Source organism: Marinomonas transparens (genome assembly GCF_016463975.1).
GTDB classification, from domain to species: Bacteria; Pseudomonadota; Gammaproteobacteria; order Pseudomonadales; family Marinomonadaceae; genus Marinomonas; species Marinomonas transparens.
The window spans coordinates 1-16,913 of sequence record NZ_JAEMNX010000041.1 but is presented as its reverse complement, the minus strand read 5'-3'; the positions used below and the strand labels follow the sequence as shown (position 1 = coordinate 16,913).

Annotated in this window: 13 protein-coding genes and 1 pseudogene; 10 read left to right on the top strand and 4 right to left on the bottom strand. The window is 44.0% G+C overall.

What is annotated here, in order from left to right:
* The first annotated feature begins 96 nt into the window (after positions 1-96).
* The 8 genes and pseudogenes from I8J31_RS20220 to I8J31_RS20190 all read left to right on the top strand — a co-directional run bounded on the left by I8J31_RS20220 (position 97) and on the right by I8J31_RS20190 (position 10,589).
* Positions 97-1,068 (top strand): transposase, encoded by a 972-nt coding sequence (locus tag I8J31_RS20220; RefSeq protein ID WP_199470393.1) that lies wholly within the window; start codon positions 97-99, stop codon positions 1,066-1,068.
* A gap of 303 nt (positions 1,069-1,371) precedes the next feature.
* Positions 1,372-2,496 (top strand): GNAT family N-acetyltransferase, encoded by a 1,125-nt coding sequence (locus tag I8J31_RS20215; protein ID WP_199470392.1) that lies wholly within the window; start codon positions 1,372-1,374, stop codon positions 2,494-2,496.
* 222 nt (positions 2,497-2,718) lie between these two features.
* On the top strand, positions 2,719-5,919 hold the full coding sequence (locus I8J31_RS20210; protein ID WP_199470391.1) for a contractile injection system protein, VgrG/Pvc8 family: 3,201 nt from the start codon (positions 2,719-2,721) through the stop codon (positions 5,917-5,919).
* Between the two features lie 2 nt (positions 5,920-5,921).
* A complete protein-coding gene (locus I8J31_RS20205) occupies positions 5,922-8,501 on the top strand; it encodes a DUF2169 family type VI secretion system accessory protein (RefSeq protein ID WP_199470390.1) in 2,580 nt (859 codons plus the stop codon).
* Between the two features lie 47 nt (positions 8,502-8,548).
* A pseudogene (locus I8J31_RS21285) lies at positions 8,549-8,719 on the top strand (pentapeptide repeat-containing protein); the annotation flags it as partial.
* Positions 8,720-9,613: a pentapeptide repeat-containing protein gene (locus tag I8J31_RS20200; RefSeq protein ID WP_233402934.1), complete on the top strand. Its 894-nt coding sequence runs from the start codon at positions 8,720-8,722 to the stop codon at positions 9,611-9,613. It begins immediately after the preceding pseudogene.
* Positions 9,610-10,149, top strand: a complete 540-nt coding sequence (locus I8J31_RS20195) for a DUF3540 domain-containing protein (protein ID WP_199470388.1) — start codon at positions 9,610-9,612, stop codon at positions 10,147-10,149. The genes I8J31_RS20200 and I8J31_RS20195 overlap by 4 nt, the downstream gene beginning before the upstream one ends.
* Before the next feature lie 41 nt (positions 10,150-10,190).
* The gene (locus tag I8J31_RS20190; RefSeq protein ID WP_199470387.1) at positions 10,191-10,589 is read left to right on the top strand and encodes a DUF4150 domain-containing protein; all 399 of its coding nucleotides are present in this window, start codon (positions 10,191-10,193) and stop codon (positions 10,587-10,589) included.
* Here I8J31_RS20190 and I8J31_RS20185 read toward each other — a convergent pair.
* Together I8J31_RS20185 and I8J31_RS20180 are read right to left on the bottom strand one after the other, a co-directional pair.
* Complete coding sequence (locus tag I8J31_RS20185; protein WP_199470386.1) at positions 10,586-11,149, bottom strand: hypothetical protein; 564 nt, start codon at positions 11,147-11,149, stop codon at positions 10,586-10,588. The two genes, I8J31_RS20190 and I8J31_RS20185, sit on opposite strands and share 4 nt — an antisense overlap.
* Before the next feature lie 18 nt (positions 11,150-11,167).
* The gene (locus I8J31_RS20180; RefSeq protein WP_199470385.1) at positions 11,168-11,596 is read right to left on the bottom strand and encodes an SPOR domain-containing protein; all 429 of its coding nucleotides are present in this window, start codon (positions 11,594-11,596) and stop codon (positions 11,168-11,170) included.
* A 281-nt stretch (positions 11,597-11,877) separates the two neighbouring features.
* Here I8J31_RS20180 and I8J31_RS20175 point away from each other — a divergent pair, with 281 nt between their 5' ends.
* Positions 11,878-12,492, top strand: a complete 615-nt coding sequence (locus tag I8J31_RS20175; RefSeq protein WP_199470384.1) for a UPF0149 family protein — start codon at positions 11,878-11,880, stop codon at positions 12,490-12,492.
* Positions 12,493-12,573: 81 nt separating this feature from the next.
* Here the strand turns inward: I8J31_RS20175 and I8J31_RS20170 are convergent, their stop codons facing one another.
* Positions 12,574-13,770, bottom strand: coding sequence for an amino acid aminotransferase (locus tag I8J31_RS20170; RefSeq protein ID WP_199470383.1), 1,197 nt, complete (start codon positions 13,768-13,770; stop codon positions 12,574-12,576).
* Positions 13,771-14,033: 263 nt separating this feature from the next.
* A complete protein-coding gene (locus I8J31_RS20165; protein ID WP_199470382.1) occupies positions 14,034-15,437 on the bottom strand; it encodes a peptidoglycan DD-metalloendopeptidase family protein in 1,404 nt (467 codons plus the stop codon).
* A 106-nt stretch (positions 15,438-15,543) separates the two neighbouring features.
* On the opposite strand from I8J31_RS20165, the gene tyrS reads away from it, so the two are divergent.
* A complete protein-coding gene (gene tyrS, locus I8J31_RS20160; RefSeq protein WP_199470381.1) occupies positions 15,544-16,851 on the top strand; it encodes a tyrosine--tRNA ligase in 1,308 nt (435 codons plus the stop codon).
* Positions 16,852-16,913 lie beyond the last annotated feature (62 nt).

Genomic DNA, 16,913 nt, shown 5'->3' with positions numbered 1-16,913 from the left:
GGTAGGCATACAGAGGCCTGAGCATTTTGGCTTGCTTGTTTTAAATTGTGCTGTATATAATCACAGTACAATTCACTCAAGGAAGAGGGAAGCAAGATGCCGAGGTCAAGAAGTCAACAAATTAGTATTGAAGATACGCCTTACTATCACTGTGTTTCACGCTGTGTTCGTCGGGCGTTTTTGTGTGGTCAAGACCCTATCTCTGGTGAGAGCTTTGAGCACCGCCGTGGTTGGGTCGAGAATCGATTGTTATTTCTCGCCGGTGTTTTTGCCATTGATATCTGTGCTTATGCGGTGATGAGCAATCATCTTCATGTTGTGTTGCATATTAACCAACGAAAGGCCGCTGACTGGACTAGGTTAGAGGTGCTTCAAAAGTGGCATCAACTTCATAAGGGTACGCTTTTTACCCAACAATATGTGCGAGGTGAGCAGCAAGCCGACTTTGCATTGGCCTTGGTTGAAGCGTCTGCTGAAACCTACAGGGCTCGGTTGATGGACATTAGCTGGTTTATGAAAGAGCTGAATGAACCCATAGCCCGACAAGCCAATTTTGAGGATAAATGTACCGGTAGATTCTGGGAGGGACGCTTTAAGTCTCAAGCCTTACTTGATGAAGCGGCATTAGTTGCGTGTATGGCGTATGTCGATCTCAATCCATTACGAGCGAAGATGAGTAAAACCCCTGAGGATTCAGACTTTACCAGCCTTAAAAAGCGTGTGTATTTTGCGCAGCAAGAAAAACAACCCAAGGCGTTGTTTCCTTTTATTGGTAACCCCAGATTGAATATGCCAGAAGGGTTGCCTTTTCAATTACCCGATTATCTTGAGCTGGTGGATATGACGGGGCGAATAATACGAGAAGATAAGCGCGGTGTGATAGACGCTTCATTATTACCCATCCTACAACGGCTCAATATCTCTTCGGACAATTGGCTCTGTATTGCGACGCAATTTGGCAGCAGAACAGGTCATCTAGTCGGGAAAGAGCATGCTATTGCCCATTACTGCGAGTCACATCATCGACGACGAAAGCCGCGGATGCAAAGCGCTAAGCTGCTTGGTTAACACTCCCATTGGTTGTTACCTCATATATATTTTTATTTTGTATATTAATGGATTTTAGATTTACAGTTTATATTGTGTTGAATTTAACAATTTTTATTGTTTTTTTGTGCCTCGCTATTGTTGTGCAAGAAGTCAGATAAAACCACCCAGTAATAGGGTAAGTAATGACCCAATTGCACGACGATTTTAGCTTTTTTAAAGTTGGACGCTAGGAGATACGCGCCATAGCGCTCGACCCGCTTGTTGGCATCGATCCTGCTAATTCTCTTTTTATCGGCAAAGCGCAGGTGAGGCAGAGGGATCATGGTTGCACTACAAAAACAATGTTCTGTTATTGAGCCGGATCAGGATGCTGAGGATGCGCACCGTTCTAAACCGAGTCAACAGTATTGGGTGCTGGCGCTGCGTGATGTTCAGCGGCAAGCCATTTATGCTCAGGATCGGCTCTATTGGATGCTTCAGCTAAGGGACTATCTATTTTTACCTAAGGTATCCGGCGATGTATCCGGCGATGACTTGGGTAATGCCCGGTATTCGGTGTCGGATTACCTGCTGATGCAGGATCTCGCTGTTCGCCTTTGTGATTGGGTTATCGTTGATGACATCTGTCATATTTTGTTGAACGCCGACGCTGGTTTGTTAAGTGATGAAGAGTACGAAAAAGCCATTATTATAGGGGCGGAAGCCTGTGTGCAGTTGGGTAAGCCTTTTCAAGCGCTGCAAAGGGTAAAGGGCGCCTTGCTTAAGCACTATCAGAACGAGTTGTTACTTAATTGTTATCGCTGGGTGCAATATCACGATGAGCAAGGCTCAGACCCATGGCAAGATTGTCATGTTGGGGAGCTAAGGCTAACGCCATTGGCATCTCATCATATTGATGCCTTTCGTTGGGCTTGCACCCAGCAAAGTGATGGCGTGAAAAGTGTGGCTGAACGCTGTAATTTGCCGAATTTTAGCCATGACGACGACTGGCTACATTGGTTACAGGGCTGTGATCGTTACCCTAATCATTATCTTTATGCGGTTCTTCATCAAGAATGGGGTTTTATTGGTTCGGTTTGCCTAGAGGTATTTAATGGCACAGGATTTTTTTATTACTGGTTGGGTGAGGACTTTCAGGGGCATGGTTTTGGGCCGCAGGCGGTGGCTATTTTGCTTAATCTGGGGGAATGGCATAAGGGCATGAATTGCTGTTATGCCAAGGTGTATGACGGCAACCAAGCCTCGCAAAAAGCACTGGAAAAAATAGGTTTTTCTGCTTTACCCATTCATCTTGCCGCACCTTACGATAATGAGCTTTTGTATTATTTTGGGCCGGATAAAACCCAACGACAATGGCGTGATGAATTATTAACACTGTTTGCCGATATGGACTCTGACTTCAGGTTAGAGGTCACTCGTGAGTCCCTATTGCATTACCTTACCTGACGTTAGCATCTTGCCTTTAAGCCTGATAATGAAGGCTACAAAAGACCCACAAAGAGGGTGAAAAACAACCCACTTTCGCCATGCTTTCATACCGACTCTACGCTGAATGCCTGAAAATACAGGGATTACGGTGTCTTTCTTGTTTGGCACCGATCCTGCTATCTCTATTACATGAATCGACTGTTTACATGATGATTGGAATAGCTAAATGGGCAGGTATTAATGGCAAATGTAGAAAAAACAAAAGGACTGCCGCTTGACTATATGGCGATTGAATTGGGTCGGCAGCATGTGACTTCGTTGTCTCTTAGCATTGTCGCTGGGCCTGCCGGTCAGTTATTGAACAGTGACTATATAAGAGTGATCTCTGTTGAAGGCCAAGAACAGGTGTCGCAGCCTTATCGTTTTACTATAAGTTTGCGTGCCAATGAGAATAATACCCTCGCTCCATCCCAACAGCCCCCTGCTAGCCATTTTGCGGCTTTACCCGATGAGCCTTATCCACAAGAGGATTTATTAACCTTGGTGCAAGGCAACAGTCAGATGTTGTTAGGCCAATGGGCGCGAGTGACATTGGGTTATGAGTATCACAGTGATGAGGACAATGAATCTGGACCGTCTGTTGAGGAGAACTTTTCAACGGGTCAAGAGCTTCCCCCCCGTCATTTTAGCGGCATTATCTCTTCCATTAGTCAAAGTGCGCCGGGGGAGTATAGCGCTGAACTGCAGTCGCCCTTATTCCCTTTGACCCTACGGAATCGTTATTTTGTTTTTAAAGGTCTGAACATTGCTAATTTAATTAAGGCATTAATACAGCCTGAGCTATCCCGCTATGCTAATACGTTTGCAGTAGACTGTACTCGGCTACAAGGGGTGGTTGCAACGCGTGTACAGGATTGGATGCAAGCGGGTGAAACCGACTTTGCTATGCTGCAGAGGGTAATGAAAAAGGCGGCGGCGCACTTTTATTTTATCCATGCTGCTGACAAATTGACGGTGGTTTTTTCCAATCAGACGACTGGTCCGGATGAAGTGAGTATTCCGAGTACTGAAACAGGTTCTTTGGCTTTGCGTTATAGCTATACGGATGCTCAGTCACTTGGCTTACAGCAGAGTGACCTGTTTTGTAATTTAAGTTACAAAATGCAGATGGTGCCGAAGACGGTGGGGGCCGCTCTTGTTAGACAAGAAGCCGTTTGGGAAACGAATAATGTAGCTGAGTATGATAGTTTTCCTGCACTTTCTGATGTTGATGGTGTTAACTATTTGTTTTATAAAAATTATTCCTACGGAGTCGATAAAGCTGAAGCTGAGGAAGCCAAGTTACAGATTGAACAGGAGGTGGCGACTCAACAGGGCACCTTAACGGGAGAGAGTACGTCTAATCTGTTAAGTCCAGGTTATACCTTTACTCTCACTCAGGTGGCGATTAATCCAAAAGACACGTCTTTAGTAGGAAATGAACAGAGTTTAACCCCCATAACGGCTAACAACCTGATGCCCGCTCAGTTTGATGGTCAGACGTTTGTGGTGACAAAAATCACCCATAAAGTGACGGAGCACACGCCTTATTCGGGTACGATTGAAGCGACATCCGTGTCTACCAACACTAAGCAATCCGATGCGACCTTTATTACCCCCTTTGACATCCAAGATACTCATCAGGGCAGCGTGCTGGCCACGGTACTGGAAAGTGCTGTTCCTAAGAATCCCTATTTTTTTGAAAAAAATAATTTTTCAACTGAGCTTTCTCATGTTGAGTTTGATGATCAGCAGCAAAGTCAGATTGGTTGCCTTGTACGATTTGCCACTGATGAAGGAACCGACGTAAAGCACTGGGTAGCATTGTCGGACACGTCACAAACCGCACCGGCGGTGAATTCTATGGTGATGATAGGGCGGGGAGGTGATGAGAGCGAGATTCCGCAAATCCAGCAGGTCGTTTCATCACATGGACAGAAGACGATTCAGCCTGCCTTGTGGCGAAACAACAGTTGGACCTTTAATACCAATTGGGGCAGCAGTTGCAGCACTAGCTATGGCGATAGCATGAATATTCATTTTGGTAGTGAAGCGACACCTGACCTTAAAACCGCGATGAATATTGTGCAAACCGCCTACAGCAACTCTAGTGTATTAGCCGCCAATTTTGGTGGTACCAGCTATAGCAAGGGCTGTTCTTTTAGTTATTCCACCACGGAGAAGGGCGCAAAAGGTTTGGCAAATGCCAGTGTTTCCCAGGGCAGTCACTTTAGTGAAAGCCATAGCGAGCAGGATTACAGTGTGGGTTATACCAACACGCGGCAGAGCTTTTCCAAAACCAATAAGAGTGTGAATGTGTCTTATCAGGGAGCCTTTACCGATACAGTAGATGAAGAAAATCTGAATTTTATTAGTGGCAAAATACCCAATCAAGACATTATCGATATTTGTGAAAAATTACCTGATGGATCAAGCTATAACCAAAGTCATATCACTGGGAAAAGCGTTAACCTGAGTGGTACTGGTGCATCGCCTCCCGATTTTTTAGATACACCCGGCCTCGTCAGTTATTCAAATTCAAAGACGGTTGGTGCTGTGGTGAATAATTCGGTAACGATGGGGGCTGTGACAAATAACAGTGTCACGGTTGGTGCCACAAGTAATGCCACCACCAATAACGGAGCTATGAGTAACATCACAAACAATAACGGGATTGTTAATAATGTGTCTGTAACCACGGGGTTGAGTAGCAGCAACGATACTTTTTTAGGTGGTAAAATCGACACCACTATTTTTGGAGGTCTCCGCAAAACTATAAATATTCACAATTTTGCCCGTGTTGTTGAGGGTACGCATACAGCGCTATATACCATTGATGAAAAAAATCTTTTAGGAAGGAAAGAGATCATCACCACGACTGGCGATTATAACAAGACGGTTTCTACATCTGGTGTCGTTAACATCAATTACAAAGGTTCTCCTTGTACGGTGACCATGGACGGGTTGAATTTAACCGTTAAGCCTGAGATGACGGTGACCACGCCGAAATTAACCGTAACGGCTGATACATCGGCGGAAGTAAATGCACCAGAATTAACCGTCACAGCTAAAACATCGGCGGAAGTGAAAGCGGCGAAATTAACCATAACGGCTGATACGTCGGCGGAAGTAAATGCACCAGAATTAACCGTCACAGCTAAAACATCGGCGGAAGTGAAAGCGGCGAAATTAACCATAACGGCTGATACGTCGGCGGAAGTAAATGCACCAGAATTAACCGTCACAGCTAAAACGTCGGCGGAAGTGAAAGCAGCAGAATTAAAAATGACGGCTGACGCTACGATGAAGCTGTCAGCACCTGACTTGAAAATAAGTTCGCCAGCGTTAACGGTCGATTCGGCCAAAGTGACGTTCACTTCAAGCATGGTAGTGGTCATGTAGTTATGAAGATTATCAAACCCAAAACCCTTGGCCTTATTAGCCGTACCTATAACTATAAAGCAAACCAGTTTACTGTCGGTGGCCTAGGTTTTTTCAGGCTCGGCGGTGACGAGGGTTTTTTACCGGATAGCCAATGCTGGCAGCAAATCACGCCACTACTAAACGAGGGGCTAAGTGATCAGCTGGTGCTGGATATGGGTTTCGCTAAAGCTCAGGGTGAGTGGTTACTAGCCGGCAGCGCCTATACAGATAATGGCAAACCAGCCACAAAGTTACAGGTGTCGGCAAAGCTGGGGAATAGCCACAAGTATATTCAGGTGGTCGGTGATCGATTCTGGGATGGTCATCTATTAAGCTTGGCCAGCAAGGCTCGGCCGTTTACTGCTATGCCACTATGCTATAGCCGTGCCTATGGTGGTGTGGGTGATAAATACAATCCGGTAGGGCGGGGGGCGATCACTAAAGCTAATAAAAATAAGGTGACGGGATGTTATGCGTTGCCGAATTTGTATCTTACGAAAGATAAAATTTCCGTGGATAAAAGGCCGCGTTCGGTGGCCGGCTTTGGCCCCTTGGATATTAGTTTGCCGCAGCGCACAAAGTTTCATGGGCGTTACAACCAACACTGGCTGGATAATGTGCATCCAGGTTTCCCCCATGACACAGACCCTCGTTATTTTAATGCGGCACCAGAAGATCAGCAGTTTAAGGGGAGCATTAACCCTGGCACTGAATATGAATTAACCGCTATGCATCCGACACAGCCACTTATCTGTGGTCGCTTACCGCAAATGAATGTTCGCGCTTTTATTACTCAGTCATCATCCAGTGATGAGTCTTCTGGTGATGAATTCGTTGAAATAAAAACTCACATTGATACGGTGTGGTTTTTCCCCGAATTACTTTTAGGCGTAGCGATTTATCGGGGGCAATTGGCGGTGCGCGATTGCGATGGCCTGGATATTAAGACCTTGATGCTCGCTTATGAGCGGGTGGGTGACGAATCGAGAACGGCTGATCATTATAAGCAGCAGTTGTCTTTGCGCAGTGATAAAAATACCGCAGGTATTCACGCACTCAATGAGGCACCTTTAAAGCCGAAGAAAACCGCGAGTGAGCAATTACATGCAGACACACTCTACCAACAGGCTAAAAGTGAGCATAGGCGCAAGCGTCAACAGCACCTTGAGCAACAGGTGGCGAATAACAAAATTACTGAGCAGCAAAAACAGCAAGCACTGTTGGATGATATAAATGATTATCCCCCTCTTCCCCAGGCGCTAATCGATAGCGGCGATATTGATTTGAGCCAGTATTTTAAAGAGCACGATCGTGTAACGGCAAGTGAGTTGGCGGATGCTCATGTGAAATTAGCCGTTATTAATGAACAGGCAAGCCGTAAACAAGCGCCAAAGGAAAGTCAGGAAAGTTTGCGCCAGCGTGTGTTTAACCCGGTTTATGTTTCGGCCGTTGATACTAAACATGATGATATAAAGCGTCACGCTCCATCATCCGCAAGCATGGCCTTGATCGGCCAACGGGAGTCTCGACAGGCCGCCGCTTCGTGCACGATTATGTCTCTACCGCTAAATGAAGTTGATGCTGAGCTCATAAGAGGCTGGGTGGTGGAGCTTGTGCAGCAGGGCGTTTCATTGGCTGGCCGAGATCTGGCGGGCGCGAATCTTAGCGGGCTTGACTTTAGTCATCAGGACCTTAGCGATGTCATGTTTGAAGAAGCAAATCTATCGAACTGCACATTTATCAATTGCCGCTTACAGGGCGCGGTATTAACGCAAGCGAATGTGGATAACGCCATTTTTGATGGTGCTGATGCACCGCAAGTTAATTGGTCAAAAATAACCGCCTCGACGGTGAGTTTTAAGCAGGCAAATTTAACCGACGGGCAGTTGAACGCTACGAGCTTGCTTTCATGTGATTTTACCTCGGCTACCCTAGATAATATTAAGGTGATAGAGGCCGATTTAAGCCATAGCTGCATGAATCATGTTCGCTGTCATAAAGGACAATTTATGAATGCCACCTTGCAAGGTACGCATTGGCATGATGCAAATATCAGCAGCGGGAACTTTGCTGACTGCAATATCCGACAATCAGTATGGCGTCATGCCAAGCTACAGCGGACGCTAATCGTCGATGCAAAAGCTGAGCAGGCGAGTTTTTGTCATGTGACGGCGCAGAAGGTTCAGTTCAGTAATTTGGGTGACTTCACTGGTGCCGATTTTTCGAATAGCCATTGGCAGAGTTGCGGTTTTAGGTCGGTTAATTTGCTTCAGTCCGTTATCAACGAGTCTGTGTTTGAGTCATGTGATTTTGGTGAAGCCAATCTGAACGGGGCGAATCTTAGTCACAGCCTGTTTAAAGGTTGCATGATGAAACAGGTGGATTTCTCCCTCAGTGTTTGTCGGGGCACTTTATTTGTTTTGTCATCACTGAACAAAGCCACGTTTGACCGTGCAGATTTAAAGACCACTACTTTCCAAAACACCAATCTTGATCAAGCTCAATTTTTATATTGCCAACCAAGTAAAGCCCTTACGCAACCTGTGGCGTCATTATCCTAGGGCTTAGCCAGCACTGAAATAGTAGATACGACGATAGATGGAGTTTTATGAATTATATCGATGAAATACAAAATAATATTGCCGCTGGAATACCCTTGTCGAACGTTGACTACAGTGGTAAGTCATTTGATGCCGTTGATTTATGCGGGGCGATATTTATAAGCTGTCAGTTTACTAGGAGCATATTTAAGGGCTGTGATTTTAAGGGAGCCTCCTTTATGCAGTGCGACCATCAAGAGGCAAGTTTTACCGACAGCTTGTCCATGCCAGTTTTTATTCAATGTAAAATGAACGGGTCAAAATGGTCTGGTGATTGTACGTCGGCAACGTTTTCGGAGGGAGATCTATCCAATAGCCTGTGGTCAAATTGTGATATTAAGACGAGCAACTTTAGTCAGTGCAATTTAGAATCCTCTAGGTTTTTGGGATGTCACTTTGATACCACCAGTGTAACCGCTGCCCGTATTGGTATTATTAGTTTGACGCAATGTGATTTTAACAACGTTACCTTGATGGGGTTTGATTTCTCAAAGTCAGCAATAACGGAGTGCAGTTTTTGCCAGGCGTTACTGATTACTTGTGATTTTAGTGGGTTGGATATGTCGGGCGTAACACTGACAAAATCTACCTGTAATGACAGTAAATTTGTTGGCACTAAGTTAACCAAAGGGCAGCTAAGTGAAACAGGTTTTTCTGATTGTACCATTGAGAATGCTGACTTTTCTGAGGCCAAGCTTCAGAAAAGCCTTTTTATCAACAGCCGTATAGACGGTAGCGACTTTTCCAAGGCGGATCTAAAAAATAGTAATTTCCAAGGCGCGATTCTGTCTAAATCTGATTTTTCTGATAGCGATATGAGCCAAGCTTGGTGTAAATCTATGGAGGCCGCAGACTCTAATTTTTCTTCAGTCAATCTTAGTTACACCAACATAAGCTATGCGGCGTTAAACCATTGCGACTTTTCTAGCAGCCAATGTAAAGCAACCAATATCCACGCTTTAACCGACAATGAATCTAATTGGAAGGGCGTCGACCAAGCTCAGCTTATCAAGGTCGACAAAAATCAGCAGCAGCTTGATAAACAGTTAAAAGAATATGGAGTCAGCGCATGAAATCTTATCTGAGTGTGGTAAACCGTAAAGCAAATTCCATAAGGCCTAAGGCTTATGCCCATTTGTATTGTGGCAAGGTTACAGACGCTAGTGAGTCGGGTAATTTATGGCAGCTGGATCATGATTACTGGGCGTTGCCAGCGACAGGCCTATTGTTAACACCTGACATTGGCGATCAAGTCACCTTTATTGAGGTCGCCGGCCAATACTATATATCACAAATACTGCACCGCCCAGATACTGAGCAACCGCTAAATTTCGACTCCGATCGAGACATTCACTGGCAGGCAAAGAATATTCATTTAACCGCACGTGAGGATGTAGAGTTGGTGTCGCTCAACCGGATATCTATGATATGTAAACATGGTGTGCTCTCCATGACCGATACGCTGGTTGCGCAAGCCGAGCACTTTGTTCAAAAAGCGGCACAGCTGAATATTAGTGCAAAAACACTGTTGAGGCTGCATGGCAAACATCAACTCATTACGGCGGATGAAGATGTCCGTATTGATGGTGAACGTATTAATATGGGCTAGTGCGCCTAAATATTCTAAACAATTAAATAGAGGATGCCGTTATGTATGCTAATACCCAGGCTACTGCCATGAATATGGGCATGCCTGATGTGTGTAAAACTCTAGTGGTGCTTGTTGTTGTGCCTATTCCTTACCCGAATATTGCGCCAACATCCACCGCGGTGCCGAATGTAAATAACCACACTATTATGGCCATGCCTGCGCATAATTTAATGACCGAAATCCCCTTATCAAATGGCAATCAAGCCGGTGTATTGGGTGGGGTCGTTTCTAGCATGATCATGGGTAAAGTAAAACATGACATGGGCAGTACGAAGGTATTTATCTCTGGCGCACCAGCGACCATGATGCTTTCACCCACGGGTCATAACGGTATGCCGCCCAATGCACAGGGTATGACAATGACCCCATGCCAAACCAAAGTAATGTATATGAGTTAGAGCCTAGAATGGCCTGAGTGGGGTGGCTCTGCATGTTGTTGAGATGGGAAGTCGTGATGTGGTTCATTATGTTTATGGTTAGGGAGCTGTAAAGCCATTGGCCTGTGATCATTAGACTGAGAAACATGAGTTCTTTTATAAATGATTTTATTGTCCGCATGGGGGCTTAATTCTGTTCGGAATTTTGTGCCGGGGCCATTATGATGACGACTAGCGACTTGCTGCCCAGTACCATTTAGATAATCGCGGGTTGAGTGATTGAGACTGTGAAACAGGGATGATCCAGCGCGCGTTGAATAAAGTCCGCCATGGTTAGTTGCGCCCGGACGACGTGGTGAGCTACTAGGCAGGTTCATTGAATCTAACGTTCGCATTTGTAACTCTGTTGGCGACACTCCGCCATTACTAAATAGATGATCAAACTCGCTGGTTTGCTCATCCCCAAACGCATTACCTAGACTAAAATTGACTGCATGTTTTGCTAAATGATCGCCGTCCGTGTCGTTTTGCACAACGCGTACCATCTGTTGGTAATTTCTTAAGGGCGGCAAATAGTTCATGTTGTGCTCTGGTTCGTTTTATAGGGTGAGGCCTGCGGGTAATAACATGAGTGTAGCGGATGTCTGGTTGTTTTGTAACCAACGCCTCTGTTGCTCTGCCTGTGATAGGGTTGCATATTGACCGAGTAAAACCAAATACCACTCTCTATTTTTGTCCGTTACTTTTATGATGACTGTTTTGCTAGGCGCATTTATTGCCTTTGCCTCAGTAACGGCTTGTTGCAGTTGGCTGTATAAGCCTAAACGTAAAGTAAATGTAGAGTCACTGGGCGTGGGGGTGATTAATAGAAAGTCTTTCATGTCGAGCGGAGATGATAAAGAATCTTGGTTAATCAAATAGTTAGCTGCTTGTGTTTTATTTATTGATGGCGCTTGAAATGTCGGTAAAGAGACGGTTAAGGCTATTCCAGCTATGAGTAAGGTGGCAACGAGTATCAAGATTTTCATAGGTGTTTTTCGTCAAATAGTTTGCCTTTCATCATAGGATAGTTGGCTCAATATCACTACTGGTTTAGGTGGCTTAATAAAGAAGGCGTCGTTATGAATGTTGATCTGTTTGGCTTGTTGGAAAATTATATTTTAATGAAACCTAAGTAACTGACTGAAAACCAGATAATTGGAGTGCTATAATATAAAAATATTTGGATGTTAAATACGATAAACGAAACTAAAGAATGACCGCATTTTTTAGTTTCGATAAAGCTACTTACTAGCAAATGGAAAAACGAATGTCTGAAGAGCAAGATGCTGATGTTATCAGTGAAGAAGCCTTGTATGAAAAGTTAGATCATTATTTATTGACGTTCGGAACGGATCGATCTCTGCTCTGTGTTTCTGAGTTGGACGGTTTTTTAACAGCGCTAGGCTGCTCTGCTCAGGAGTTGCAGCCTGATCAATGGTTGAACGCTATTTGGGGGGCGGATGAGGATCAGCCTGCTTGGGAGTCGTCTGAACAAGAGGATGAGTTCTTGAGTCTGGTGCTTATTATGTATATGGAAACCATGAATAGTCTTATATTTGGGGACTTCTACCCTGTTTACCTTGAGCAAGAGGTGGATGGTGAATATAAAATATTGGTTGAAGAATGGTGTGTTGGTTTTGTTCGTGGAGCAAAATTAACCAGTATAGGGCTGGGGGATAATCGGGAGTTTTTCGATGAGGTTCTAGCGCCTGTACGTTTGTTTGGTACCGAAGCGGGTTGGAAAAAACTTGAGGGTATGGTGGAAGAAGAGGTCAATTTTTGGCGTGACACTATAGAACCTTCTATTATGCGTTTAGTGCAGTTTAATCACCCTGAAGTGTCGGCGAGCGAGGGAAAGTTAGAGCCGCGAGTGCTTCATTAACTTGACGTCAAATTAATACAAAAACGTCGTGAAGAGAGGGCTCTTCACGACGTTTTTGTATTTGTATAGCCAGTCGTTAGATTAGCCAACGACTTTGGCGATGCTTTCACATAAGTAATCAATGTTTGTGTCGCTGACACCTGCAATACTCATGCGTCCTGTATCGGCTATGTAGATAGCATATTCACTTCGTAAGGTGCGTACTTGTTCAATGGTTAAGCCTGAGTAGGAGAACATGCCGCGTTGGTCTTGGATGAAGGCAAAGTTTTTGCTTACACCAGAAGAGGCCAGTTTGTCGACTAGTTTTTTACGCAAGCCATTAATACGATCGCGCATTGCCGTTACTTCTTCTTCCCACTCGGCCTTCAGCTTTGGGTCGTTCATGATGGTGTACACTACTGCGGCGCCATGGGCTGGTGGCATGGAGTAGTTGGCACGAATCGCTTGTCCTATGATGGAGAAGGCGTTGTTTGCTTCTTCTGCTGTGTCGGCAATCACACTTAAACCACCACAACGGTCACGGTAGATTCCAAAATTTTTCGAGAAAGAGTTGGCAATGAGCATATTAGGAACTCGGCTTGCCATATGGCGAAGACCAGCTAAGTCTTCATCGAGACCATCGCCAAAACCTTGGTAAGCCGCATCGACGAGAGGCAGTAGTCCACGCTTTTTAACAAACTCCGTGATCACTTCCCAATGCTCTTTTTGTAGGTCTATTCCTGTTGGGTTATGGCAGCAAGCGTGTAACAGCAAAACATCGCCTTCATTGGCTTCTGCTTCTAGCGTCGCCATCATGGCGTCGAAGCGTAGGCCATTCGTTGCTGGATCATAGTAAGGGTAGGCTTTTACTTCGACGCCAGCGGAATTGAAAATAGATTCATGATTTCCCCACGTTGGGTCGCTTACCCAAAGACGAGCATCTTTTAAGTTAGCACTTATGAAATCGGCTGCGACTTTAAGCGCGCCTGTGCCACCTGGGGTTTGTGTAGAGCGAATGCGTTTAGAGGTGATGATTTCATTATTTTCGCCTAACACAAGGTTTTGAATAATAGGTTCGAACTCTGTAGCACCATAAATACCCAAATAGCTTTTTGAGTCTTCTTGTTCAAGCAGAATCGCTTCGGCTTTTTTTACACTGTTTAAAATCGGTGTGTGACCATTGTCGTCTTTGTAAACGCCTACTCCTAAATCAATTTTGTTAGGGTTTGGGTCTTGTTTGTGAGCAATGATAAGAGCTAAAAGAGGATCGCCAGAAACAGCTTGAAGGTGCTTGAACATGAAAGGTCCTTGTTTAGTGCGCCACAATTCAATGGCGGTAATGAAATCTGCGCTTAGTGCGTCATATAAAGCCGTTTTATTTTGCCGTATTTGCAATAAAATACAATGCAAATAGCATTGAACTTTCTGTGTAGCTGTAAAGAAAAAAAGACACTTTATATTCTGGTGCTTAGAAATGACGCTTATGTGGCATGTATCATTTAGATTGGGGAATTTGGAACGAATGTCACTCATTTTATGAGCGACATTTAAGGTTAGTTTGGTTAGTTTTTCAGTAAGGCTAATTTTTGTGCAAAAGACGGAGAATGTGAGTTCTCTAAAGTGGCAACAACTTCTTGGGCGTAGGGGAGATACTCTTTTAGATCCTTTTTCGCCATAGGTGTGTCGTTTGGTAGCTTCACTGTGACAGGGTTCTTATGGGTGCCATTGATGCGGAATTCATAGTGCAAGTGAGGGCCTGTCGCCCAACCAGTTTGACCGACATAAGCGATGATCTTTCCTTGGCTGACCCTTCTACCGCGTTTGGTTCCGCGAGCAAAGCCTCTTAAATGGGCATATAGGGTTTGGTAGCCTTTGCCGTGATCTATGATTACCACGTTCCCATAGCCATTTTGTTTGCCTGCAAAAGATATTTTGCCATCACCTGCTGCTTTTACTGGGGTACCACTTGAGGCGGCATAGTCTACCCCTCTATGTGGGCGACTGGTTTTGAAAATAGGGTGAAGTCTTTTGGGGTTAAATTTTGATGAAATACGGGTGAAATCAACGGGGGTTCTTATAAAGGCTTTACGCATAGCTAAGCCATCAGGTGTGTAGTAATGGGCGCCTCTTTTTGTTACGTAACGAATGGCTTTATAGGTACGTCCGTTATTGATGAACTGTGCGGCAATGATATTGCCATGGCCTATTTTTTCACCGTCTAAGAATTTTTCTTCGTATAGCATGCTTAGGCTATCGCCTTTACGTATGTCTAGTGCAAAGTCGATGTCCCAACCAAAAATATTGGCTAATTCAATTAAAAGAGATTGGTTAATGCCAGCATGCAGGCCATCAACAAATAATGAGCTGTTAATGGTGGCCTCTTTATAGGTTTGTACTATATCAGGCTTTCTGGATATTTCTTCACGGTCAAATTGATCACCATTTTTTGTAAAGATGACGCTATCCAGACGATTTTGAATAAGGGTTAATTTTGTGAGCTCTCCAGAAGTATCATTAGTAACAAAGTTAAGCGTTTGTCCAGGTTTCATGCGTAACAAGGTTTTTTGCTTTTTATCAGCAAGAGATACTTTATAAATATCTTGTGCGGAAATGTTTTTATTTGAAAGAACTTTGGATAAGGAATCTCCAGGCACCAATTTTACTGACTGCTCCATAAAAGTAGGTTCACGGTTTTTCTTTGCTAATACACTGGGTGGTGCTATGTCGTAAGAAAGGTTACTTGTTAGCGAATTGGTCGATAATTGAGGAGCTTGCTGATTTGTTTGTTGATTTTGAAGGTCAAGTATTTGGAGTTGAGACTGATCAACAATTTCAAAATTGGCCTCAAGCCTAATAGGTTTATTGTCATTTTCTACATCGGAAGGTAGTGCAATTAACACGACTGCAAGAAGCACGCTGACAACGGCAATCAAGAGCAGGTGCTTAGTCGGTAGTAACTTGGTCAAAATGAGTACCCAAAAAATCTTTAATAAAGCCTTATCATCTTATCAATATTACTTTTATAATTGAATGCTTAAGTAAAATTAACTCATTAGGATATGGATCAAAACAATGGCAGTAGTCAGTAATGACCTTTTAAACGACTTACAAGCCCGTGGACTTATTGCTCAGATGACGGCTGAAGAAGAACTAAAAAATCACCTCAACAGTGGTAGCCGAACGCTTTATTGTGGTTTTGATCCGACGGCTGACAGTTTGCATATCGGCAGTTTAGTGCCTCTTCTCATGTTGAAGCGTTTTCAACTCGCTGGACATAAACCTTTAGCGCTAGTCGGTGGTGCGACGGGCTTGATTGGAGATCCTAGTTTTAAAGCTGTTGAGCGTAAGTTAAATGGTCCTGAAGTTGTTTCTGAATGGGTAGAAAAACTACGAGCACAAGTTAGTCAGTTTATTGAGTTCAATACGGATTTGAATAGTGCAGAAGTTGTTAATAACTACGATTGGACAAAAGATCTTAGTGTTCTGGATTTTTTGCGTGATGTGGGGAAACACTTTTCTATCAATGCGATGATTCAAAAAGAATCGGTTAAACAGCGTATTGATCGTGAAGGTGAGGGGATTTCTTTTACTGAATTTACTTATATGATTTTGCAATCCTTTGATTTTGCCGAACTGAATAGGTTGCATAACTGTACATTGCAAATTGGTGGTAGCGATCAATGGGGGAACATTACTGGTGGGACGGATCTGACGCGCCGACAAAATGGCAATCAAGCCTTTGGGCTGACGATGCCTCTAGTCACTAAGTCAGATGGCACAAAATTTGGTAAAACCGAAACGGGTACAATTTGGCTGGATGCGGGCAAAACCAGTCAGTATGCCTTCTATCAGTTTTGGCTGACTACGTCAGATGCAGATGTTTATAAGTTTTTGAAATATTTTACTTTTTTGTCTGTAGAAGACATTAATGAGATTGAAAAACAAGACAAAGAAGGTAATGGTAAGCCACAGGCTCAATCCATTCTTGCTCGTGCAGTGACCAAGCTGGTACATGGTGAAGATGGTTTGCAAGCCGCAGAGCGAATTACTCAAGCGCTGTTTAGTGGTGACACGAACCTATTAAGTGAGCAAGATTTGGCGCAGATTCAGCAAGATGGCTTGCCCAGTAGTTCGCTTGTTGGGATTGATCTATCTGCAACGCCTCTTACATCTTTGATGGCTGATGCTGGTTTGGCCGCAAGTGGTAAACAAGTGAAGGATGCACTGCAAAGAAACTCAGTCTTCGTTAATGGCGTAGCTAAAGGACTGGATGACAACATGAATGCGGCGAATATTTTCAAACCTGAAAACGGTTATTACGATAAGTATTTTCTAGTAAAATTAGGTAAGAAAAAACATCACTTATTTGTTATAGATTAGCCACATAATTGTGAAGTTGATAAAGGCGCTTAGGCGCCTTTTTTGTTATTTGGCCTTTGTTT